General features: G+C 59.0%; 18 protein-coding genes. 4 read left to right on the plus strand and 14 right to left on the minus strand.

The genetic code is table 11. The features are described 5' to 3' along the window. Positions 1-350 precede the first annotated feature (350 nt). Entirely contained in the window at positions 351-1,745 is a 1,395-nt protein-coding gene (locus tag ND528_RS11805; protein WP_122612703.1) for an undecaprenyl-phosphate glucose phosphotransferase, read from the plus strand. A 501-nt stretch (positions 1,746-2,246) separates the two neighbouring features. Here ND528_RS11805 and ND528_RS11810 read toward each other — a convergent pair. The 6 genes from ND528_RS11810 to galE all read right to left on the minus strand — a co-directional run bounded on the left by ND528_RS11810 (position 2,247) and on the right by galE (position 8,448). After that, complete coding sequence (locus ND528_RS11810; RefSeq protein ID WP_263470379.1) at positions 2,247-4,325, minus strand: YjbH domain-containing protein; 2,079 nt, start codon at positions 4,323-4,325, stop codon at positions 2,247-2,249. Then, entirely contained in the window at positions 4,322-5,083 is a 762-nt protein-coding gene (locus tag ND528_RS11815; RefSeq protein WP_262136114.1) for a capsule biosynthesis GfcC family protein, read from the minus strand. Before ND528_RS11815 ends, ND528_RS11810 begins: the two co-directional genes overlap by 4 nt. Beyond that, the gene (locus ND528_RS11820) at positions 5,080-5,745 is read right to left on the minus strand and encodes a YjbF family lipoprotein (RefSeq protein ID WP_263470380.1); all 666 of its coding nucleotides are present in this window, start codon (positions 5,743-5,745) and stop codon (positions 5,080-5,082) included. Before ND528_RS11820 ends, ND528_RS11815 begins: the two co-directional genes overlap by 4 nt. A 12-nt stretch (positions 5,746-5,757) precedes the next feature. Beyond that, positions 5,758-6,873: a polysaccharide biosynthesis/export family protein gene (locus ND528_RS11825; RefSeq protein WP_172667912.1), complete on the minus strand. Its 1,116-nt coding sequence runs from the start codon at positions 6,871-6,873 to the stop codon at positions 5,758-5,760. 91 nt (positions 6,874-6,964) lie between these two features. Beyond that, positions 6,965-7,201: a hypothetical protein gene (locus tag ND528_RS11830; RefSeq protein WP_016775457.1), complete on the minus strand. Its 237-nt coding sequence runs from the start codon at positions 7,199-7,201 to the stop codon at positions 6,965-6,967. 230 nt (positions 7,202-7,431) lie between these two features. Beyond that, entirely contained in the window at positions 7,432-8,448 is a 1,017-nt protein-coding gene (gene galE, locus ND528_RS11835; RefSeq protein ID WP_016775458.1) for a UDP-glucose 4-epimerase GalE, read from the minus strand. Between the two features lie 387 nt (positions 8,449-8,835). On the opposite strand from galE, the gene galU reads away from it, so the two are divergent. After that, a complete protein-coding gene (galU, locus tag ND528_RS11840) occupies positions 8,836-9,669 on the plus strand; it encodes a UTP--glucose-1-phosphate uridylyltransferase GalU (protein ID WP_263470381.1) in 834 nt (277 codons plus the stop codon). A 31-nt stretch (positions 9,670-9,700) separates the two neighbouring features. Beyond that, positions 9,701-10,114, plus strand: coding sequence for a mannose-1-phosphate guanylyltransferase (locus ND528_RS11845; RefSeq protein ID WP_016770593.1), 414 nt, complete (start codon positions 9,701-9,703; stop codon positions 10,112-10,114). Positions 10,115-10,229: 115 nt separating this feature from the next. Here the strand turns inward: ND528_RS11845 and ND528_RS11850 are convergent, their stop codons facing one another. From ND528_RS11850 to ND528_RS11885, 8 genes are all read right to left on the minus strand, one after another. Continuing rightward, positions 10,230-11,363 carry an SGNH/GDSL hydrolase family protein gene (locus tag ND528_RS11850; RefSeq protein WP_263470382.1) on the minus strand — a complete coding sequence of 378 codons (1,134 nt, stop codon included), beginning with the start codon at positions 11,361-11,363 and terminating at the stop codon, positions 10,230-10,232. 178 nt (positions 11,364-11,541) lie between these two features. Next, a complete protein-coding gene (locus tag ND528_RS11855; RefSeq protein WP_263470383.1) occupies positions 11,542-12,591 on the minus strand; it encodes an acyltransferase family protein in 1,050 nt (349 codons plus the stop codon). A gap of 12 nt (positions 12,592-12,603) precedes the next feature. Beyond that, the gene (locus ND528_RS11860) at positions 12,604-13,707 is read right to left on the minus strand and encodes a hypothetical protein (protein ID WP_024013616.1); all 1,104 of its coding nucleotides are present in this window, start codon (positions 13,705-13,707) and stop codon (positions 12,604-12,606) included. Beyond that, on the minus strand, positions 13,698-14,930 hold the full coding sequence (locus ND528_RS11865; RefSeq protein WP_330221313.1) for an oligosaccharide flippase family protein: 1,233 nt from the start codon (positions 14,928-14,930) through the stop codon (positions 13,698-13,700). The genes ND528_RS11860 and ND528_RS11865 overlap by 10 nt, the downstream gene beginning before the upstream one ends. Then, positions 14,927-16,039 carry a polysaccharide pyruvyl transferase family protein gene (locus ND528_RS11870; RefSeq protein WP_041477306.1) on the minus strand — a complete coding sequence of 371 codons (1,113 nt, stop codon included), beginning with the start codon at positions 16,037-16,039 and terminating at the stop codon, positions 14,927-14,929. Before ND528_RS11870 ends, ND528_RS11865 begins: the two co-directional genes overlap by 4 nt. A 15-nt stretch (positions 16,040-16,054) precedes the next feature. After that, positions 16,055-17,137 (minus strand): glycosyltransferase, encoded by a 1,083-nt coding sequence (locus ND528_RS11875; RefSeq protein ID WP_263470385.1) that lies wholly within the window; start codon positions 17,135-17,137, stop codon positions 16,055-16,057. Positions 17,138-17,177: 40 nt separating this feature from the next. Further along, positions 17,178-19,400: a polysaccharide biosynthesis tyrosine autokinase gene (locus tag ND528_RS11880; protein ID WP_263470386.1), complete on the minus strand. Its 2,223-nt coding sequence runs from the start codon at positions 19,398-19,400 to the stop codon at positions 17,178-17,180. 39 nt (positions 19,401-19,439) lie between these two features. Then, positions 19,440-19,880, minus strand: a complete 441-nt coding sequence (locus ND528_RS11885; protein ID WP_016775466.1) for a low molecular weight protein-tyrosine-phosphatase — start codon at positions 19,878-19,880, stop codon at positions 19,440-19,442. A 289-nt stretch (positions 19,881-20,169) separates the two neighbouring features. Between ND528_RS11885 and ND528_RS11890 the strand changes: the two genes are divergently transcribed. Continuing rightward, entirely contained in the window at positions 20,170-21,126 is a 957-nt protein-coding gene (locus tag ND528_RS11890) for a cellulase family glycosylhydrolase (protein WP_263470387.1), read from the plus strand. Positions 21,127-21,321 lie beyond the last annotated feature (195 nt).

The following is a 21,321-nucleotide window of genomic DNA, read 5'->3' on the forward strand; positions in this document are numbered from 1 at the left end:
GCGACCACAACAACAAGAAGAGCACTCTGTTTGATTCTCCCCTCCCTGAATTGATAAACGCCTCCCTGCCTTCATCTTTCAACAGTAACAAATACGCCCTAATTTTTTCACCCCCCTCTCTACGACCTTTTCTAACAGCCCTCTATTTAAATATTAAAAAGTTGGCACAGTGCCATCTTGTTAGAACTCGTCAGACACCATCCCCGGCAATAACTTAGTCTATTGGCTGACGACAGTTCGGCTCTCGATGTTGTTACCTCAAGACACTCGCTAAAACAAAACAATAAGTCTGCATAACAACTCGGCTTTCAACTGTTGAAACCTGAATGGACGTCTTTTGGGGATATCGTATGGATCTTTCTCTCAGTATTAATCGAAGCACGGGCCTCAAGGGACTTACCTTTTGGGGCCAATGGGCGCTGGCACAGGCTTTCGTTGTGACGCTGCTGTTCATTCTTGCTGAACAGCACACCGGCACCGTCGCGTTCTACTACCGAATGTGCGCCACCCTCGCCGTCCTGGCGTCGGTGCCGGCTTACACATTCAGCGGCGTTTATCGCAAACGCGACAACTACCTGACCGGCCTCGGCCGCTTGTTCATGGGCTGGTCGATGACCATGGCCGCGCTGGCGTGCATCGCGTTTGTCTGCCAGGCCGACGAGCTGTTTTCCCGTCAGGTGATCCTGAGCTGGGCGGTGTACGGCTTCCTCGGTCAGGCCTTCCTCTACGCGCCGCTGCATGCGTTTTCCAAGTACTACCAGCGTTCGCGTAAAAGCGAGCACCGGACGCTGATCGTCGGCACTGGCGAACTGGCGTTGGGCCTGGCGAAGAAACTCAGCCAACTGGAAAACCTGCCGCTGATCGGCCTGGTCAGCAACGGCGACAAACCAGTCCTCGCTTCCGACGCACCGCGTGTCGTTGGCGCTCAGGATGAGTTGCTCGAGCTGATCGAAGCCCACGACATCCGCCGCTTGTACATCACCCTGCCGCTGTGCGAAGCAGCGAAAATCGAAGCGATGTATGTCGATTTGCTCGGGGCCAACGTCGATGTGGTGTGGGTGCCGGACTTGAACAGCCTGACCCTGCTCAACCACTCGGTGAAAGTCGTGGACGGCCTGCCGGCGATCTACTTGAACGAAAGCCCGCTGACCAGCCGTCCGACCGCTGCGCTGAGCAAAAGTCTGGTTGAGAAGACCGTGGCATTTCTGGCGATCATCGCCCTCAGTCCGCTGCTGCTGATCATCGCTCTGGCAGTGAAACTCAACTCTCCCGGCCCGGTATTTTTCAAGCAGGACCGCCATGGCTGGAACGGCAAGGTGATCAAGGTCTGGAAATTCCGCTCGATGCGTGTCCACGATGACCGCGAAGTTAAACAGGCCAGCCGTAATGACTCGCGCATCACCGCAGTAGGCCGTTTTATTCGCCGCACTTCGCTGGATGAGTTGCCGCAACTGTTCAACGTGTTGCAGGGGCATATGGCGCTGGTGGGGCCACGGCCGCATGCGGTGGCGCACAACAACTATTACTCGGGCAAGATTCTCGCTTACATGGCGCGTCACCGAATCAAACCGGGAATCACTGGCCTGGCACAGATAAGCGGCTGCCGCGGCGAGACCGACACCATCGACAAGATGCAAAAGCGTGTCGAGATCGACCTGCAGTACATCAACAGCTGGTCGTTGTGGCTGGATCTGAAGATCCTCGTGAAGACGCCGTTTACGTTGTTGTCGAAGGATATTTACTGAGGTTCAGCGCTGCAGATCACAAGGGGACGAAAGTCCCCTTTTTTGTGGCCGGGATTTGGGTAACCAGTATCGACTCCAGGTGCGCCCCTGTGGGAGCGAGCCTGCTCGCGATGGCGGTGGGTCAGTCAATGATGATGTCGGCTGACACGACGCTATCGCGAGCAGGCTCGCTCCCACAGGGGTTTGGGTTATGGCCGGGATGTGTGGCGTGACGCCGTCCAATTGTGGGAGTGAGCCTGCTCGCGAAAGCGGTGTGTCAGGCGATGGCGATGTTGAATGTGTCGGCGCCTTCGCGAGCAGGCTCGCTCCCACAGGGATTAGGGTTTGGGGGAAATTGTGGTGTAACACTCCCACAGAGGGGTTTGGGTTATGGCCGGGATGTGTGGCGTGATGCCGATTTACTGTGGGAGCGAGCCTGCTCGCGAAAGCGTTGTGCCAGGCGATGAAGATGTTGGATGCGCCGGCGCCTTCGCGAGCAGGCTCGCTCCCACAGACCAGCCCTTACTCGGTAATCTTCTCGAAGTTGCGATAGAACATGTCCCCTTCCCGGCTATCCGTCATCGAGTGCAGTTGATAGCTGCGGCTCAGTCTGGCGCCGCCATCTCGGGTCAGTGGCGCCCAGACCAGGTTGGCGCGGCGCATGGTCGACATGCTCATCATTTCGTCGAACGGGATCGACAGATACAGACCTTTGTCGAAACTACCTTCGCCATATTCGGCGCTGCTGGCCGTGGTGATGGTCGCCCAGGCACCGACGCGCACGCCGTTGAAAAACTCGCGCGAGATGTCCACGGTCGTACCCCAGTCTCCGGCCAGATAACGACCGACACTGACCGCCGCCAGCGTGTCGAACGGCAGATCGGTATAGCCGGTGATATGCCCGGTCACGACCGAGTAATCGCGCAAGGCAAAGCCCTGATCGAAATCGCGTTGGCGCACCCAGTTCAGGTCCGCGCCCAGCGACCAGCGCTCGCCGGTCGGGCGGAATAAAACTTCCGCGCCGACGCCGGCAAACATCGACTCCAGATAACCGCCGTAAACCATGCCGTACAGGTCTTTATCCAACTGCTCGGCATGGCTGACCTGGAACAACGGCATGGTCGTGTTTGACGTGGTCAGGTACTGGCGCAGGTCCGTACGCACGCGGGGCAATCCGCTCGGCGCGTCGTAGACGAATTTGTCGAAGTTGTTGACCAGGTTGGCGCTGAGCAAACCGCTCCACCAGGTGTTGCGGTTGAAGCGATATTCCGCGTCCGCATCAGCACTGAATTGATAGAGCAAACCATCCGGGCCGCCGACGTTCTGCTTGAAGCCCAGACCCACGCCATAGCTGAAATGCTGCGGCGCTTCGGTGTAGAGGGTTTTCTCGTTGTGCGGCATCGCCGGGTTGATTTCGGTGGTGCGGTGCAGCGCCTCCAACGGCTCTTCGTTGTTGATCACTTCGCGAAAGGTCTGGCGCGGCAGGCTGGTTTCTTCCAGCGGCAGGTCGTAGCGCTTGTTGACCACGGTGAACCAGTCGATGTCGTCGTTGACGCTGTTGTCGAGAATCCGGCTCGCGCGGCCAACGGCTTTGGACGAATGGAAATAACGCTGCTGCTCGCCATAGACGATCAGTTCGGAATCGCGCTGGCTGATGCGCTCGACCTTGTACCCGGCATTCTGCTGCAAACGCCGCGACACATCGGCCCAGTTGACCTGTTCCATCGAGGTCGTCGGCGCCTTCACCGGCAGCGGTTCGGGGGTCGGGTCGTAGGTCTTGGCCGGCGCCTTGCGGCTGACAAAATTGGTGTGAAAGGTCACGCCGAACATCGCCGTATTGCCCCGTTCCCAGGCAGCGCTCAGATCGATCGAATCGGTCACCTTGAACACCGCACCGAGGTTGATCGGCGAGTCCTGTTTGATCTCGTTATCCTTCGGCTCGTTTTTGTAGTCGTTACCTTCGAATTCAAGCTTCAGACTCAGCCGATCCCAGGGCGTCTGGTAGCTCACGCCACCAAACAGCGAAGGCTTGCCGCGAAAGTATGAGCCGGAGTTGACGTCACCGGTGCCTTCCAGCGCCGGGCGCGTATCGAAGCGATTGCTGACGTAGCCCAGCGGGTTGTCGAAGTCGCCGCGATTACCGATGTAGCCCCAGGCAATGCCGGCGCTGAAGTCGAAATTGTCGAAGCGCTTGTTGGCGACGAAGAATTCGCTGGAGAACAAACCGGTACCACCGATATCTCGAAAGCCCAGCGCCACTTCCGGCGCCCAGTGGCTTTCCTGCCACAGGCGTACCTTGGCGTCGACCGCCTTGTCCTTGTAGCTTTGACTGCCGCTGAGGGCCTCCGAGCCGTACGGCCGGTTGGTGATCGCGGTGTAGCGGAACGAACCTTCGAGCCAGTCCAGCGGTTGCAACGACACGCTGTAGCGGCTGTAGGGATCGGTGCGGTTGGCATTGACGCTCAGCTCGCCGGCCGGGGCCATGCGCGCCGTCGGCGTCTGCAACAGACCGGCGCCACCGAAGTCACTCTGGGTGATGCGCGGCTCGGCGTGAGCCAGACCGCAGGGCAATAACAACACAGCTGCAAAACTTAACTTCAACGAACCACCTCGGCCAGCTGCGTGGCAATGAATTCGGCCAACTGCTGATTCAATTCAGGAAGAGGCGGATCAAGATCATCATTTTTTATCGGTACCAGAATCCTGCTTCCGGCCACCGGAAACTGCCCGGACTCGCGATTCCAGTGCGCGATGCCGACGCGCCGCGAGACGCCGTTGGGCTGGATCAACCACAGATAATCGGCCTCGGCATCGTCGAGAATCGAGCAGCCTTCCAGGTATTCACGGGCCTCCTGCAATGGCTGGTACGGCAAGTGACATGGCTCGGTGACCGCGCCCAACACCTGCACTTCATCAACCCGTTTCGGATAGATCAGCCGATCGCCGTCATCCAGACGAATGTTGCGCGCGAAGCCGACTTCCACCGCCACCGGATCGAGGTCAGCGATCTGCCGCCCGGTCACTGGCATCTGTCGAACTTCTTCAGCAACGCGCTGTGCCAGTGCCGCGCGGCTTGGCCGATTAAACAGCGTCGCCATGCGCTGCAGCACCTCGAGATCGAACAGCACACCAACCTTGAGCCGCGTCTGTTCCTCGACCAGCGACTGGCGCAACAAGCCGCCCGCCAGCCAATAGCCTTCGGCATTGGGCACGGCTTCGCTGATCACATCGAACAGGCGTCCACCCGGCGGCAATGCAATCGGCCCGGGATTGGCGACGTCGCCGGACACAGTGACAGCGGCCTGACTCGCCCCAGCGATCAGCAAAAGACCCGCAGCCAAAATGCTTAAGCGCTTCACGGCAGATGCCTGCGATCAGGAGTCAGCTGAACCAGCTTGACGCGCAATTGCGAGGTCAGTTGTTGCTCGCTTTGCAGAATGAAACCGTCCCGCGGGTCGACCCAGTAACGGTTGGTTGCGCTGAGGCCGATGGCTGGGGCGTCGATCTGTTCATCGACGCGCAGCACCGAGTAAGGCTTGCCGAGAATTTCCAGGGTCTCGGTGGCGCGGCGCGAGAAGCGGCTGTTGACGATCACACCGACTTCCTGGCCCTTGTACAAATCGATCCAGCGCCGCGTGGTGAAACCGTCGGCGACGTGGTGCAGGCCTTGCTTGAACGGCGAGTCATCGGCCAGCCGCGTGCCATCCAGATCGCCCTGCAGACCGAGGCCGATGCTGCGCACGGCGAGGCCATCGCGCAGCAGCAAAACCTGCTTGCCGGAGGCGACCCAGAATTGCAGGTCTTCACGCTCGCGCACCAGCGCCAGCACGCCTGAGCCGGACGGTGTGGTCAGTTTCAGTTGCGGGTAGTTGACCCCGGCGACTTCGGCCGCTGTCACATCAACCTCGTCGGGGCCGACGACGGCGGCCTTGAGGTTGTTCAGCGATGCGCTCATCAGCGGGTTGCAGCCGCACAGCAACGAGGCCGCCATCAGGCAGACGCCCACTTTCAATAGGTTCACAGTCGGGCGGCCTTATTTGCTGTTGTTGCTGTATTCGCTCCAGTTCTTCGCTGCCGAAGCTCCGGTGCCGACAATCGACGCCGACGGCACCAACTGGCTGATGAAACGGTTCCAGCGCGTAACGTTGGCCGGGCCGACGTAGACGACATCCTGCGGCCGCACCTGAAAGTGCGAGGCCAGCGCCATGGCGGTCGGCGATTCGGCTTCGAGCTGATAGATCTTCGCCGGCTCGACGTCGAGATTTTCCACGCCGCGAATCACGTACACCGCGTTGCCGTTGGAACTGGTCTGACTCAGGCCACCGACCGAACCGAGCACGTCGGACAGGTTCATGGTTGCGGTCTTGAAGCTCAGCGCGCGCGGCTGGTTGACTTCGCCCATGACGTAGATGCGCTTGTTGTCGTTGTACGGCAGATACAGCTGATCGCCGCCCTTGAGGTAGACGTTCTGCAGTTCGGAATCCTGCTGATTGAGCGAGTCGAGATTGAGCGGATACACCCGCCCGTTGCGCGTCAGCAGCAGCCCGGACAAGTCCGCATTGTTGGTGTCGATGCCAGCGGAACCGAGGGCTTCGACCACGCTCAGCGGATTGGTCGAAATCGCTTGCGGGCCGGCCTTCGTGACGGCGCCGGTGACCACGACTTTCTGGCTGGCGAAGCGCAGCACCGCGACGTCGACCTGCGGCTCGGCGATGAATGCCGACAGGCGTTGTTCGATGTCCGCGCGCAGTTGCTGGATAGTCCGGCCGGCGGCCTGGACTTCCTTGATGAACGGGTAATACAGCGTGCCATCGGAGCGCACCAGACGGCCGTTGGCATCGATCTGTTGTTGCGCGCCGGAGGGGGCAGTCAGCTCCGGGTGATCCCAGACGGTGATGTACAGCACGTCATTGTTGCCGATGCGATATTCCGCCGGCGTCACCAGCAGCTCCGCCGGCAGCGACTCACGCTTCTGGGTGGCGCGGTTCATGGCGATCAGCTTCGGGGTGATCGGAATCAGCTCGACCCGACTGCTTTCGCTGGCACCCTGGCGGGTGATATCGCTGGTGCTGAGGTACTGGCCGGGGGAAAACATGCAACCTTGCAAAGCGAGACTTGCCAACATTAAAAGATAAACACTACGAGTCATAATGGCACTACGCTATTCAAGGGCGAATCCAAAAAACAAAGTCACCCGACTTGCGTCGGGCGACTCTGTACTGCACTAACAAATGTTCCTGTTAGTTATGCGTGCCGGTTGTACCGGTGGTACCCGTCGTACCGGTGGTACCACCGTTGGCACTGCCACCGCTGTTGGACGCCGCTACAGCACTGGCAACCATTGCAGTACTGGCCGCGGGCGCTTGCGAAGCCGCCACACTGCCACCTACATTGGTTACCGCTGTCAACGGCGCTTCAGCGGCGGCAGCCCAGTTGCTCAACATCGTCAACAGGGCAACTGCCATCACTTTTTTCATAACAACTCCTTTCTAACATTCGAACTGTTAAAAAACAGGTCTGTGTCAGAGCTGGTAGCTTTCAAGTCCGCAAAGAGCGCGAACAAGATCCGTTGTTCTTTCACAGCGCTACGCAACTGCTAAAGTCGAACGGCAGGTTTATATCTACGGATTTGCAAACGGCATTGCCAGTGTAATTTCCCGACGTTATCTAACAACCTGACTGAAACTAACATCGGACTAAATGGCCATCATCGCGAATAACCATTGGGATGATTCGATTGCCAGCGCCAAGTGTCGGCGACCATGTCCTGCAAGTTGCGCGTGGCTTTCCAGCCGAGTTCTTTCGCCGCTTTCGAAGCATCGGCAAAACTCTCGGCAATGTCACCGGCGCGACGCGGCATCATCCGGTAAGGCACCGGGCGGCCGCAGGCCTGTTCGAACGCATGCAGCACTTGCAGCACGCTGTAGCCATCGCCGGTGCCGAGGTTCCAGGTGTGGATGCCGGTGCGCTCGCTGATCGACTGCAACGCTTTCAAATGCCCATCCGCCAGATCGACGACATGAATGTAATCGCGCACGCCGGTGCCATCGGCGGTCGGGTAATCATTACCGAAGATCGACAGCTCGCGCAGGCTGCCGACCGCGACCTGGCTGATATACGGCACCAGATTGTTCGGGATGCCGTTGGGGTCTTCGCCCATGTGCCCGCTGGCGTGGGCGCCGATCGGGTTGAAATAGCGCAGCAGCGCGATGCTCCAGCGCGGCTCGGCGAGGCTCAGGTCGCGCAGCACGTTCTCGACGATCAGCTTGGACTGGCCGTAGGGATTGGTCGGATTGCCCGTAGGAAAATCCTCGCGAATCGGCATCTCTTCAGGCTCGCCGTACACCGTCGCCGAGGAACTGAACACCAGCCGGAACACCCCCGCCGCTGCCATCGCCTGACACAGGGTGATGCTGCCGCCGACGTTGGTTTCGTAGTATTCGAGCGGCTTGCGCACACTCTCGCCCACGGCTTTGAGCCCGGCGAAATGCAGCACGGCGTCGATCTGATGCTCGCGGAAAATCCGGTCGAGCAGCGGCCGATCGCAGACATCGCCGCGAATCATCCACGCACTTTTGCCGCAAATGGCTTCAACGGCGTGAAGTGCTGCGTCGCTGCTGTTACAAAGATTATCCAGAACGACAACTTCATAACCTGCTTCAAGCAATGCAAGTGTGGTATGCGAGCCGATATAGCCGGCACCACCCGTTACCAGAATCTTCATAGCGCGGTCCGTCATTGAATAAATACCCGGTAGCGTGTCAAGCCATGCCTGGTGGATATGCGGAGCAATTCACACAAACAGGGCGACAACAACCTCAAACAAATTCAGTTCAACCACTGGCAAAAATTATTTTTGCCGGTCAAACTGTTTGACGGGTACTTATTAGCACTCACTGGACACTTATCACTATCGACAGATACCGACTAAAAATAACTAATAACCAAGTAGTCGACATCTCATAACATTAGCGCTTTTTAACAGCGCAACTAATTGCCAGCAACAACCTGACTCGGGTATTAAAGTAAGCCTTCAATAATCATTGAAACTTGCCGCCACTTTCTGGTGCGCAACCGTCGCCTGTGTTCCATGACTGTCCAGGATACTTTTATGATTCGTAAATGTTTGTTCCCCGCTGCCGGCTACGGCACGCGTTTCTTGCCGGCGACCAAAGCCATGCCGAAAGAGATGCTGCCGATCGTCAACAAGCCGTTGATCGAATACGCCGTTGAAGAAGCACGGGACGCCGGCCTGCAACACATGGCCATCGTCACCGGCCGGGGCAAGCGCGCGCTGGAAGACCACTTCGACATCAGCTACGAACTCGAGCACCAGATCCGTGGCACCGAGAAAGAGAAATTCCTCGCCGGCACCCGCGAACTGATCGACACCTGCACCTTCTCCTACACCCGTCAGGTGGAAATGAAAGGCCTGGGCCACGCCATTCTCAGCGGTCGCCCATTGATCGGCGACGAGCCGTTTGCCGTGGTGCTGGCCGACGACCTGTGTCTGAACCTGGAAGGCGACGGTGTGCTGTCGCAGATGATTGAGCTGTACAGGAAATTCCGCTGCTCGATCGTCGCCATCCAGGAAGTCCCGGCCGACCAGACCCACAAGTACGGGGTGATTGCCGGTGAGCTGATTTCCGAGGGCATCTACCGAGTCAACAACATGGTGGAAAAACCGGCGCCGCAGGACGCGCCGTCGAACCTGGCGATCATCGGGCGCTATATCCTCACCCCGGACATCTTCGACCTGATCGCCGACACCGAACCGGGCAAGGGCGGCGAAATCCAGATCACCGACGCGCTGATGAAACAGGCGCAAAACGGCTGCGTGCTGGCCTATAAATTCAAAGGCCTGCGCTTTGATTGCGGCGATGCCGAGGGTTACTTGCAAGCGACCAATTTCTGCTACGACAACGTGTACCTCAAGGGCCGCTGAGACGGCCCCCCATCACCAGAGGCAGGCAACCATGAACATTGCACAACATTCGACAGAGATTGAACGTGAGGTGGGCAACCTCGGGGTGATGAGCTGGTTGTCGCGCCATCAACCGCTGCCCAGCGCCAACGAGACCTGGCTGGGCACGATTCTGCTGGTGGAGCGGATCGGTGTGTTTCCTGCGTCCGGCGATATTCGCCGGCCGCTGCGTGATCCCTATCCGCTACTCGCGCACCTGAAGGCGTTGTATGGCGAACAGGCGCTGGAAATGGATGACCGCGATGGCCTGAAAGTGATCTTCAGCGACTGGCGCTTTCGCGTGCGCATCTGCTGCAACGATCCGGCGATCATCATTAACGTCGAGACCCGCTGTGATGCGCGGTTGATGCCGCGCAAGCTTGACGAACTGCTGGGGCTCATCGACGCCTTCAAGCACGACGCCTGATCACCCGGGCGTCACGCCGATCCATTGTGGGAGCGAGCCTGCTCGCGAAAGCGGCGGCACAGTCAGCATTTCGGTATCTGACACGGCGCCTTCGCGAGCAGGCTCGCTCCCACATTCAAATTTTTGCAGCGCTGCCGCACCCAGTCTCGTGCCCCATGATCCAGCCATAAAAATAATCGGCAATCACCTTCCCGCCCGTGGCCGGCAACGGATGAATCTTGTCCGGGCCGATCATCGCGCTGGCGTAGCGTTTGACGTCGGGGCCGAATGCGCATTGCAGGTTGGCGAAACCGAGCTGCTGTTCACGCGCCCACGGTTCGAGCACCTGCGCGTAGGCCGACATCGGATAAGCGCTGGAGCGCGTGGTGTCTTGGCGCATGATCAGGTTGATGCTCGCCGCCGGCTGAATCTCGCGCAGCATGCTCACCAGGCCCTGAACGTTTTGCAGGTACTGCGCAGGTTTGACGCCGAAACCCTGATCGTTGCCGCCGAGCATGATCAGGTAAACGTCGGCCGGAATCTTCGACACCACCGCTTTCCACTGCGCCTGCCACTGTGGATCGGCGTGATAGAAATCCGCCGATGCCGCGCCGGAGGCCGCCAGTTTCGACACCCGAATGCCCTTCTCATCATTCGTCATCCAAAGGCCGAACAACGTGGGCGCGCCCTTCACCACTTCCAGTCTGAATGACCAGTCTGCGGCTGATGGAACGCCCGCTAGCGCGACTTCCTGAACGCCTGAGCCTGCGAGTTTCAACGGTTGCCAGGCTTGCGCGGGCGACCAGCGATAGCGCAGCTCTTCGGATTTGCCGTTGCCCAGATACAACAGTTTCGCCTGAGTGACCGTGGTATCGATGCGCGGCGAAGGGCTGGCATCGACTTGCAACCAGGCGCCGGGTTTGCCGCTGATCGTGCGACTGTCCGGGCTGGCCTGGCCCAGCTCGGAAACCTTCCAGCCGCCGCCGAAGTATTTGTCGCTGCTGCGGGTGTATTTGAAATGCGTGCCGCCCAGCGCCGCGCCGTGGTTGAAACCGACGTAACCGGGGCCGGCGAAACCCGCTTCGGCGGCCACTCGCTGCACCAGTTTGTTCAGGTAGAAATCCTGCCCGGCGGTGTAGCTATCGCCGATCACCGAAACCGCCAGCACCTTGCCGGCCTTGCCCTCGCGCCACTGCGTAAAGCGCTGGCGGGCATCGTCTACCGTGATGGCCGAGGTGGCGGCTGGTTGAGGGGCGTCTACTGGCATCATTGAATATTTCCTTTGTCCGGGATGGCCCCTTCGCGAGCAGGCTCGCTCCCACAAGGATGGTGTGACTTGCACGAATCCACTGTAGGAGCTGACGAGTGAAACGAGGCTGCGATCTTTTGATCTTCGCAAGCCACGACAAAAGATCAAAAGATCGCAGCCTCGTTTCACTCGTCAGCTCCTACAGGGATGATTGCGTCTGCACCACCGGAGCGACAATCACCGGTGCTTTTTTCTTCGCCGCGCGCTCGCCAAGGAACAGCACCGAAGTGAAGTTGAACCGGCTGCACACCATCGCCAGCACCACCGGCCCGAGCAATCCACAACTCAGACCACCCAGCACCAGCAAGCTCTCATCCTTCACGCCGAGGCGCCCAAGGACAAACCGCGAGGTCGCTGCGAACAGCACATGGAAAAGGAAAATCGCATAGGAATATCCACCGAGCCAGGTCAGCGCTTTCGAGCGCATGTCACTCGACAGCAACGCGATGCAAGACACGCAACCCACGGTCAAACCAATCAGGCTGCGGCGATCGACAATCAGCTCACGATCAATCGCCGCGACGTACAACAGCGTCAGCGAGATCAGCACAAACAGCAGCGGCCCGATCACTTTGAAACGCTGTTTCAAAACATCGACATTTTCCTGACCGATCATCCCTGCAACAAAAAACGGCAGCAGATAAATCGCACCGTTGATACCGAACGCATCCAACGGCAACGGCGGCAGCAGGAACAACACCGCCGCAAACGCAAACAAGCCATACAACCGCGTCGCCGAACGCAGCAGGCCGCGCCATTCCAGCAAACCGACGAAGATGAAAATGCTGAACACCGCCTGCAGGAACCAGAAGTGGTTGATCGGCACCCAGAACGACAACAACGCGTCGATCACGCCGACGTCCTTGTTCACCCCCGGCCCCACCGCTTGCAGCACCGAGAACGGCACGCCGACACAGAACAGTGGCACGATCAGCCGCCGCACCTTGCCGACGAAGAAGGCGGAAAAGTCATTGCCGCGAATCTTGTAGATCGAATAGATGTAGCCGGAGATAAACGTGAACAGCGGCATGCGCACGTACACCATCGAGTCGGCGATGACCCGGAACGGCGAGCCGATGTCGATCTTCAAGCCGCCGCCCAGCGGGCCGATGACGTGATAGAGCACCAGCAGCAGGCACGCCAGGCCGCGCAGGGTTTCGATTTCCAGGGATTTTTTCTTGCTCGACATAGAGCACCTGCCTTAAGTGAGAATTCTTGATTCGACCTGCGCCGGTTTGTTCGCGCGCAGCATCAAGCCCAGGCCGACGAACAACACCGGCACCACCATCGAGAAGTGGCGGGCGAAGGAGCCGAAGTCCGGCTCGAACAAGCCTTGCACCAACAGAAACGCCAGCGGAATCGCGATCAGTTCCTTGGGTTTGGTCTGGATCGGCGCGCCCTTGTAGTCGGTCGAAGTGATGACTTTGAACAGCAGCAGCGCGGTCATGATCATCAGCGCAACGAAGATCACCTGCCCCGGCCCGGACAGCAGAATCAGCTCAACCGGGAACGACAGGCGGAAGAAAATGATCATCGAATCCAGCGCCTGGGAGACGAAGTCGCTGCCGCTGAGCCACGAAACGATCAGCGACTTCGAGCCCTCCTCGCCCGCCGTGCGCAGCTCGTTGTTGCTCGCGCGGATCGATGACACCGGAAAGCCCAACGCCAGCTGAATGGCCATGGCCACCGCCAGATAAAACAGGAACAGCATCAGGAAGAAGGTGAAGCGCGAGACGTACTTTTTCATCACGCAGACGCCGACCCACGACAGCGAAAACAGGATCCAGTACGGCCGGATCAGCACACCGTAAATCACCGCCGAGAGGAAAAAACCGCCGCGATATTTGCGCGTCAATGCGCTGAGCAGAATGCTCAACACCGCCACCGACACGATGATTTCCTTGGTCAGGTTCTCGAGGAAAAACGAGCGCACGATGCCCCACAGGCACAGGGTGCCGAAAATGGTCAACGGCATGCGCCGGAACACCACCACCGGAATTGCGGTGAGGAAGAAATTGCAGAACATGCCGTAGGCCCAGGCGTTGGTCAGGTTGATCCCGGTGGGCCGCAGCAGGAACGCCGAACACTCGTAGGACGAGCGATCCGGCGAGAACGGGTTCCAGAAATTGCAGTTGTCGGCACGCGCATACGACGACCACAAGGTCATCGCATCCGGCCCCGGATCACGCGGCACCAACAGCGGCATCGCCACTGACAGAAACAGCCCGGTGAACAGGATCAGAAAGGAAATCGACGAATCGAATTTGCGCCCACGAAACTCGATGCGCGGCAATTTCAGGCCCATGACAGCGCAACCTTTTTCGCGCCGGTGACACGGGTCAACACTGCAATCACACTGAGCTGCACGACGATGGCGAAAACGTTGCCCCACGCCGCGCCGTAGATCGAGTAATGCTTGATCAGCACATAGCTGATCGGCACTGAAATCAGCAGGCAGAGCGTCGAGCTGGCCAGCGACACCCGGCTGTTTTTCGAAGCAATCAAACCGCCCCAGACGATGTCGCCAATCGCCCGCAAAGCGAAGGAAAAAATCAGCACCGCGAGGAGCGCGTTATCCGGGCGCGGCACGCTGCTGGCGACGTAATCGAGCAACACATTGAAAAACACATAGATCGCCACGGCCACAACGGCGGAGACCACCAGCGAGCGCATCACCCATTTGTTGACGAACAGTTGCCTGACCGTGAACGCCTGTTGATCGGCCTGGAAACGCTTGGCCAGCACCGGAATGCCGACCACCGCCACCACCGCGTACGACAACGCCTGCAAAGTGTTGGCCGCGGACCACGCGTACACATATTTACCGAGGCTGGCGTAGGGCTCGAGGTCGATGATCAGAAAGCGCTCGGCGTACTGACTCAGGGCGATCAGACCGGTGCCGAGATAGAACGGCAACCCGGCCTTCCACACCGTCGCGGTGTCCAGCGGCGCGGCTTCGCGGCCCTTGTGCACGTTCACCACGATCAAATAACCGGCGATGATTACCAGCACGTTGGCGACGACCCACAGCCACAACACACTGGCGATGCCCGCGACCCAGCCGAGCACCATGCCGCCCACCGCCAACGCCGCCCACAGGCCAGTCTTGATGAAGAACAGCAGAGCGCCGGCGGTGGCTTTCTGCGCGGAAAACACGAAGGAATTGATTTCGAACGACAGGTGCTCGGTGAGCAACACCAGCGTCACGCACAGGATCAGCGTGGCGGTCGCTTCCACCGACTGAAACAGCGAATAGACCAGCACCGTCAGTACCGACAACAACAGCCCCACCGCCAGATACAGCAGCAGAACCTTGTCGACCACCCGCCGCGAGCTGCCGCCGACGCTGATCAGCCGGTTGATTTCGGAACTGAAGCCGACGCTGTAGAACTTCGACGCGATCAACGACGCCGCGACCACCACACCGTAAAAACCCAGCGCCTCGTAACCGAGGTAATGGGTGATGGCCAACACCAGCAAGAACTTCGCGCCCAAGGCTCCGCCGCGAAGCAACAGCCGAAATATCATCGAACGACACCCTTGATGATTTCGTCCATGGCCACGGTTTTCGCCTCGATCTCGCGGCAAGTGTCGGTCAGGCGCTTGCCGAAATCCGCCAAGGCATTGGGCGCGTAAACGGTGTTGATGATGGTGTCGACGTCGATATCGCCGCCGTTGATCACCCAGTCCTCGACGCCCATGTCCTGATAGGCGCCAAAGCCTTTGCGCTCGTAGCTGATGTGATACGCCGGCACGCCGGAGAGCAGCGATTCGATGGCGCCATGCAAACGCACCGAGATCACCAGGTCCGGTTGGTACTTGGCAATGGTTGCCTTCAGCGACAGCAGATCTTCGTTGATGCCCAGCTCGCGGTAGAACGCGCCGTCATCGTTGCCACGTACCGCGCTTTGCACAGCGCAGACCACTTTGCTTTTGTTCTTCAGACGCTGCAGCAGCAGTTTCAGATTGGCCACGTAAGCGACCTTCTTCTCCTTGCTCCACTCCGGCGGCTTGCGCAGCACCACGCAGACTGTCGCCGGCGAGGCAGCACAGCGAGTGAATTTCGGTTGCTGAAGAATCTTGCTCGCCAGCGACTGCACGGCCAGATCCGGCGCGCGGTAGACGTTTTCGCAAGCATCGAAGATGGCCGAGGAACGGTTGTCACGCACGAACACCGCATCGGCGCTGGCGTAGTGTTCAACGATCTTGCTGCTCTCGCCGTGGAACGGGCCGATGCTCTGCGGCAGGTACACCGACGGCACTTTGCTAAGGATCGCGGTTTCCAGTTGCTTGGCGTGGCCGAGCTTCAGCTTGATGTGCTCGAAGGCGCTTTTCGAACGCATGTAGCCGCCGCCGACACCGACGATCAGATCGGTTTTCTTCAGCAGATCGGCGAGCCCGGCGTAGGACTGATTGAGAAACACCGCTTGCTTGACCCGGCCCAGCCCCTTGGCCGCCATTACCGGCGCATCGAAACGTGGGTGCGGCAAGTAATTGAACGACTCAGGGTCGGACGCCACGACACTGATCGCGGTGTCGTCACCGAAGTTACGCTGCACCAGAGCAATGGCCAGATCGACGAGCAGACCGTCACCGGAGTTGGACGCACTGTAGCCATGCAAAATCGTTACGTTCATAAGCTTGAGTTCTACTTAATAAGTGGGAGCGTGATACAGGTCGTAGGTCTGGCGGATCATCAACGCGGCGCTGAAGCGTTCGCGGACAATGCTCCGGCCTTCATTGCCAAGGTCGAGCAGGCGCGGCTTCTGGATGATCGTCAACACGTCGGCCAGCGCCTGGTGATCACCGGACGGGAAGACGTAGCCAGACACTTCGTTGGTGACCAGTTCCGGCAGTGAGGTGCAGTTGCTGGCAATCACCGGCAGCCCCATGGCCATGCCTTCCAGCGGCACCATGGCAAAGCCTTCCCAGCGACTCGGCACGATCAGCGCATCGGCTTTCTGATACAGCGCCTGCACTTCACTCGGCGTCACCCACGGCAGGTACTCGACCGAATCCATCGGCGGGCACTCGACCGAGTCTTCGTTGACCGCACTACCAACCACCGTCAGTTTGAGGTCGTTGCGATTGACCTTGGCGTAGGCCTTGAGCAGCACGTCGAAGCCTTTCTGGTAATCCAGGCGCCCGACGAAAAGCAGATGAATCGGCTCGGCGCCAACGCTCTTCGGTGCGTCGTCCTTGTGGTGAATGCCGTTGTAGATCAGCTTCATGCGCTTGCGCTCGATGCCGAAACGCGCGGCTTTATCCAGCTCGTACTGGCTGACGCAGATGATCACGTCGGTGACTTTCTGCAGCACGCGCTCGATCCACGCATAGACTTTCTGCTTGGTCGGCGAGCTTTCCATCAGGAACGAAAACGCGTGCGGGCAGTAGACGATTTTCGGCTTGCGCCATGGTCGCAACAGCACGCACACAACACGGCCGATCACCCCGGAAAAGGTGCTGTGCAAATGCACCACGTCGGGCTTTTCCTTGAGCAGCACCTGGCTCAGACGCCAGGCGAAACGCAGCAGCGACGGCACGTTGCGGCCACTGCGCGGGAAGGTGCGCACCTGCTGCGGGGCGATGCCGTGCAGCTCCTTGGCCTGATCCTCGGGCACCAGATAGACCAGTTGATAATCCGCTGCGTCGTCTTCGGGCGATGCCGAGATCGTGCGGATCACCGTCGCCACGCCACCTTTGATCGTCTCTGCCACGTGCAGTATTTTTTTCACAACTCACCCACTTCAAACAGGAAAGAACAATCGGCAACCATCAGGATTTGTCGGACGCGTATTCGTAGTTGTAATAGCCAGTGCCGCCGTAATAGCTGGCCGCACGCTTCTCGACGCCGTTGAACACCGCGCCTTTCAACTCGATGCCGTTCTGGGCGAAGCGGCGAATGGTCAGTTCGATCTCTTTGGCCGGGTTCACCCCGAAGCGGGTGACGATCAGGCTGATGCCGGCCTCGCGACCGACGATGGCGGCATCGGTCACTGCCAGCAGTGGCGGCGTGTCGATGATCACCAGGTCGTAGCGCTCGCTGAGTTCTGCCAGCAGTTCGCGGAAGTTGGCGTGCATAAGCAATTCGGAAGGATTGGGCGGCACTTGCCCCCGGCTGATGAAATGCAGGTTGTCGACTTCGACCTTGTTGATCGCCTGTTCGAGGGTGCAGCGCTTGACCAGCAGGTCGGACAGACCGTTGCTGATCGGCGTGTTGAGGGTTTTGTGCAGGTGCCCTTTGCGCATGTCGGCATCGATCAGCACCACGCGCTGGCCGCTCAGGGCCATGACCGCCGCAAGGTTGGACGAAACGAAGGTCTTGCCGACCTGCGGGCTCGGCCCGGAAATCATGATGCGGTTGTTGGTCGAATCGAGCCCGGCAAAGTGCAGGCAGGTGCGCAGGCTGCGGATCGATTCGATCGACAGATCAGTCGGGTTGCGCAGCGCCAGCAGGTACGCAGGCTTGTCGACGCCATCGCGGGCGCGGCCCTTTTTGTTGTCCTCTTCTTCCTGCAAGGCGCTGTAGGGAATCGACGCGTAAACCGGCAGGCCCAACTGCTCGATGCCTTCTGGACCTTCAAGGCCTCGGCTAAGGGATTTGCGCAGCAGCACCAGCGCCACGCCGACAAACGCGCCGAGCAATGTCGCGATCAGCACGATCAGTGGTTTCTTCGGTTTGATCGGATTGGTCAGGTCGACATCGGCAGTGTCGATCAAGCGCACGTTGCCGACGGCCCCGGCGCGGACGATGTCGAGCTCCTGGGATTTGTTCAGCAACTGCGTGTAGATCTGCGAAGCCACCTCGACGTCGCGGGTCAGGTTGAGCAATTCCTGCTGAGTGGCCGGCAAGTCCTGAACCTTGCCCTCGAGAGATTTCTGCTGCTGGGTCAGCTCGCCGATCTGCGTCATCAAGGCGCGGTAGGCCGGGTGCTGTTTGGTGAACTTGCGATCGAGTTCGGCCTGCTGCATTTTCAGCTCGGAGATGCGCGTTTCCAGCGCCACCGACTGGCCCAGCACCGACTGGGTTTCCAGCGAGATGTTCACGGTCTTGCCGTGGGTCTGGTAGGCATTCAAGGCGTCGCTGGCCTTGGCCAGATCACGCTTGACCTGGGGCAACTGGCTTTGCAGAAAAGCGAGGCTCTGCGCGGCTTCCGCCGAAGTGCGCCGTACGTTTTGCTCGACGTAGAGCGAGGCGATCTTGTTGAGGATCTTCACCGCCTCGGCCGCGTCGGAGCTGGCCAGCGCCAGACGAATGATCCCCGACTCCTTGCCTTGTTCGGAGATATCCAGCGCGTCCTGATAGCCCTGGATGGTCACGATGCGTGGATTGCGCACCACCTGAAAGCGCGTGCCGGGGTTGGCCGCCAGTTGCGCGATCTGCCCTTCCACGCCGTCGTTGGCAAACGCTTCGCCGGCCACGCCTTCGGCGAGCAGATTGTCGTTTTCATCGAACAGTTGAAAACGCTGCTGTTCGCCGGCGACCAGGGTGAGTTTCTTGCCGAGCAGGTCTTTCGGCAATTGCAGCCGAGTGAATTCCAGACGTTCGCCGCCCCAGGCATAACTGTTCAAACCGAAACGCGGCGGCGCGACGCTGGTCTCGCTGTCACCGCGATAGCGCCGCGAAAGGAAGCCGCCGATCAACGGGAACGTGTTGGGGGTGACGTCGATATCCAGGCGCAGGTCGTCAACGGTTTTGCCGATCACCGCGCGGGATTTGATGATGCCGATTTCGGTCACCGACGGCGATTGCCCGCCGAGCATGCTGTTGAGGTCGGAGAAACCGAGCATGTCGTTCTTTTTCGGTTCGACCTGCACCAGCGCGTTCGCCAGGTACACCGGCGTTGCCAGCACCGCATAGGCGACGCCGGTGACCATGAAGGCACCGGTCAGCGCGCCGATCAGCCACTTCTGGTCGATCAGGCTGCCGAAGATGCCGAGCAGATCAATACTGTCTTGATCATTGTCGCGGGTGCCGATTACGGACGGTAACTGCATAAGTCTGTTCTTACCATTTACTGTTCTGAAGAAGATTCATCAATGCCCGAGACGCTTCGCCCATGAACTAACAGCATCTTCAATCAATGCGTGGGCATGAATAAACGCGGCTTTGCCTTGACGATACGGATCATGTATTTCGCGCTCGCTCTGCCATTTACCGAGCAGAAACACTTTGCCTCTGGCGTGCGAGGCAATCTTCAGCACTTGATTGACGTGGGCTTTTTCCATGACCAGGATCAGGTCCGAGTCATTGACGATGTCCGAAGTCAGTTGCCGCGCCTTGAAGGCCTCGGCGCAATGCCCGTGCTCTTCGAGAACCTGCCGCGCCGAGGCTTCCACGCCCTCGCCCACGCGGGCGGACAAGCCGGCAGAGGACACAGTGATGGCGGACGGGCCCAGCGCGTTGCGCAGCAGCAGTTCAGCCGTCGGACTTCGGCATATATTGCCCACGCAGACAACGAGGATCTTTTTGAACAAGTCTTGCTTTCCTGTGTAATATCAAACAGCCAACATGCCGTGAAAGTTAATGAACCCTCACGACTTTCCTGCACTCAGAAATAGCTTCGCCCTGTTAGTACAGGAACATTAAGTACCACAGCGTTTTAAGCCGCCCCAACCACAATTAGCGGACTAAAAATAACTGTGATTTTCAGTTGCTGTTTTCCTGACAAAAAATAACATTCGCGCACTTAGTGACATCACCGTTATCGGAAATTGAGTAACGGGATAAATATTCGTAGTTGTCATTCTCTTCAGGAGAGCAGACATGAAAACAGCACAGCGCAATAAACTCGCCGCCCTCGCCCTGATGGCGCTCGGTGCCACCAGCCAGGTTCACGCCAGTGAGCTGTTCCCCAACCTTCCAGCAAAAACCATCGGCGTCCAAGTCAAGATCCAGAGCTTCACCGCCGCCGATGCCGCGCAAATCAAGGCAGCAGGCTTCAGCTTTGTGCGCTTCGGTGTGTGGAGCGACAGCCTCACCGCCAAGACGTATCAGAAACAGGTCAGCGACGCCTTTGCCGCCGCCGCTTCCGCCGGCCTGCCGGTGCTGCTGACTGTGCGCGCAATCAAGGCACTGCCGGCCACTTCGCCCGAAGAGCTGAACGCCGCCGGCAGTAAGTTCGCCAACACCGTGACCGGGCTGGAAAAAACCTGGAGTTCGCAATTGGTGGCGATCGAAATCTGGAACGAGCCGGACCTGGAAACCTATTGGCCGACGCGCAATTTCGACACCACGTTCGTGCCGTTCATGGCCGGCATGTGCAAGGCCTTCGAAGGCCAGCCGCAGACGACGCCACGGGTCGGCTTCGGCTTCGCCCGGCCGCCAAGCGCGGGCTCGGCATCGACGGTGGCGATGAAAAGTATCGTCAGCGATTACCCGAAATGCCTCAACGCGGTTTCCTATCATCCTTATGGGATGACCGCGACGCAGATCAGCAACGCACAGACCTTCATCCAACAGAACTTCAATCTGCCGGGGGTCATCAGTGAATGGGGGGTTTCGGCCCTCGCCTCCAACGGTGGTCCTGAGGGACAAGCAACCAAGATCAACGCGTTTATTACCGACGTTAAACGCCTGAATATTCCGCTGACCTCTATCTATGAATGGCGGAACAGTGATTCGGGCAGCAACGATCGCGAGAAGAACTTCGGCTTTCTCACCTCTGACGGTCAGCCAAAACCGGCACGGTTGTCCGTGGAAGGTGTGTTGAACGCTGAGTAGGACATGGGCAACCGGCCTGTTCACAGGTCGGTTGCTTTGAACCTGTGGGCTGTTTTGGCATCGTATTCAGCGACACCGCGCCCCACCTTTCAAACAATCGTTTTCAGGTTGTTGCCACCGGGGCCATCGATCCACGAATGCACCCTTGAGTGCCCGTCAGCGCTCGGGTAATGTCTTCAGACCCATAGGATAGAG

It is taken from the genome of Pseudomonas mercuritolerans (assembly GCF_025706525.1).
Classification (GTDB): domain Bacteria; phylum Pseudomonadota; class Gammaproteobacteria; order Pseudomonadales; family Pseudomonadaceae; genus Aquipseudomonas; species Aquipseudomonas mercuritolerans.

What these genes read in the sequence shown, in the direction of transcription:
- ND528_RS11865 (WP_330221313.1), bottom strand. Translation starts at nt 14,930, where the DNA reads ATGATATTTCGGCTGTTGCTTCGCGGCGGAGCCTTGGGCGCGAAGTTC.
- galU (WP_263470381.1), top strand. Translation starts at nt 8,836, where the DNA reads ATGATTCGTAAATGTTTGTTCCCCGCTGCCGGCTACGGCACGCGTTTC.
- ND528_RS11830 (WP_016775457.1), bottom strand. Translation starts at nt 7,201, where the DNA reads ATGAAAAAAGTGATGGCAGTTGCCCTGTTGACGATGTTGAGCAACTGG.
- ND528_RS11855 (WP_263470383.1), bottom strand. Translation starts at nt 12,591, where the DNA reads ATGTCGAGCAAGAAAAAATCCCTGGAAATCGAAACCCTGCGCGGCCTG.
- ND528_RS11880 (WP_263470386.1), bottom strand. Translation starts at nt 19,400, where the DNA reads ATGCAGTTACCGTCCGTAATCGGCACCCGCGACAATGATCAAGACAGT.
- ND528_RS11870 (WP_041477306.1), bottom strand. Translation starts at nt 16,039, where the DNA reads ATGAACGTAACGATTTTGCATGGCTACAGTGCGTCCAACTCCGGTGAC.
- ND528_RS11850 (WP_263470382.1), bottom strand. Translation starts at nt 11,363, where the DNA reads ATGATGCCAGTAGACGCCCCTCAACCAGCCGCCACCTCGGCCATCACG.
- ND528_RS11805 (WP_122612703.1), top strand. Translation starts at nt 351, where the DNA reads ATGGATCTTTCTCTCAGTATTAATCGAAGCACGGGCCTCAAGGGACTT.
- ND528_RS11825 (WP_172667912.1), bottom strand. Translation starts at nt 6,873, where the DNA reads ATGACTCGTAGTGTTTATCTTTTAATGTTGGCAAGTCTCGCTTTGCAA.
- ND528_RS11890 (WP_263470387.1), top strand. Translation starts at nt 20,170, where the DNA reads ATGAAAACAGCACAGCGCAATAAACTCGCCGCCCTCGCCCTGATGGCG.
- ND528_RS11860 (WP_024013616.1), bottom strand. Translation starts at nt 13,707, where the DNA reads ATGGGCCTGAAATTGCCGCGCATCGAGTTTCGTGGGCGCAAATTCGAT.
- galE (WP_016775458.1), bottom strand. Translation starts at nt 8,448, where the DNA reads ATGAAGATTCTGGTAACGGGTGGTGCCGGCTATATCGGCTCGCATACC.
- ND528_RS11845 (WP_016770593.1), top strand. Translation starts at nt 9,701, where the DNA reads ATGAACATTGCACAACATTCGACAGAGATTGAACGTGAGGTGGGCAAC.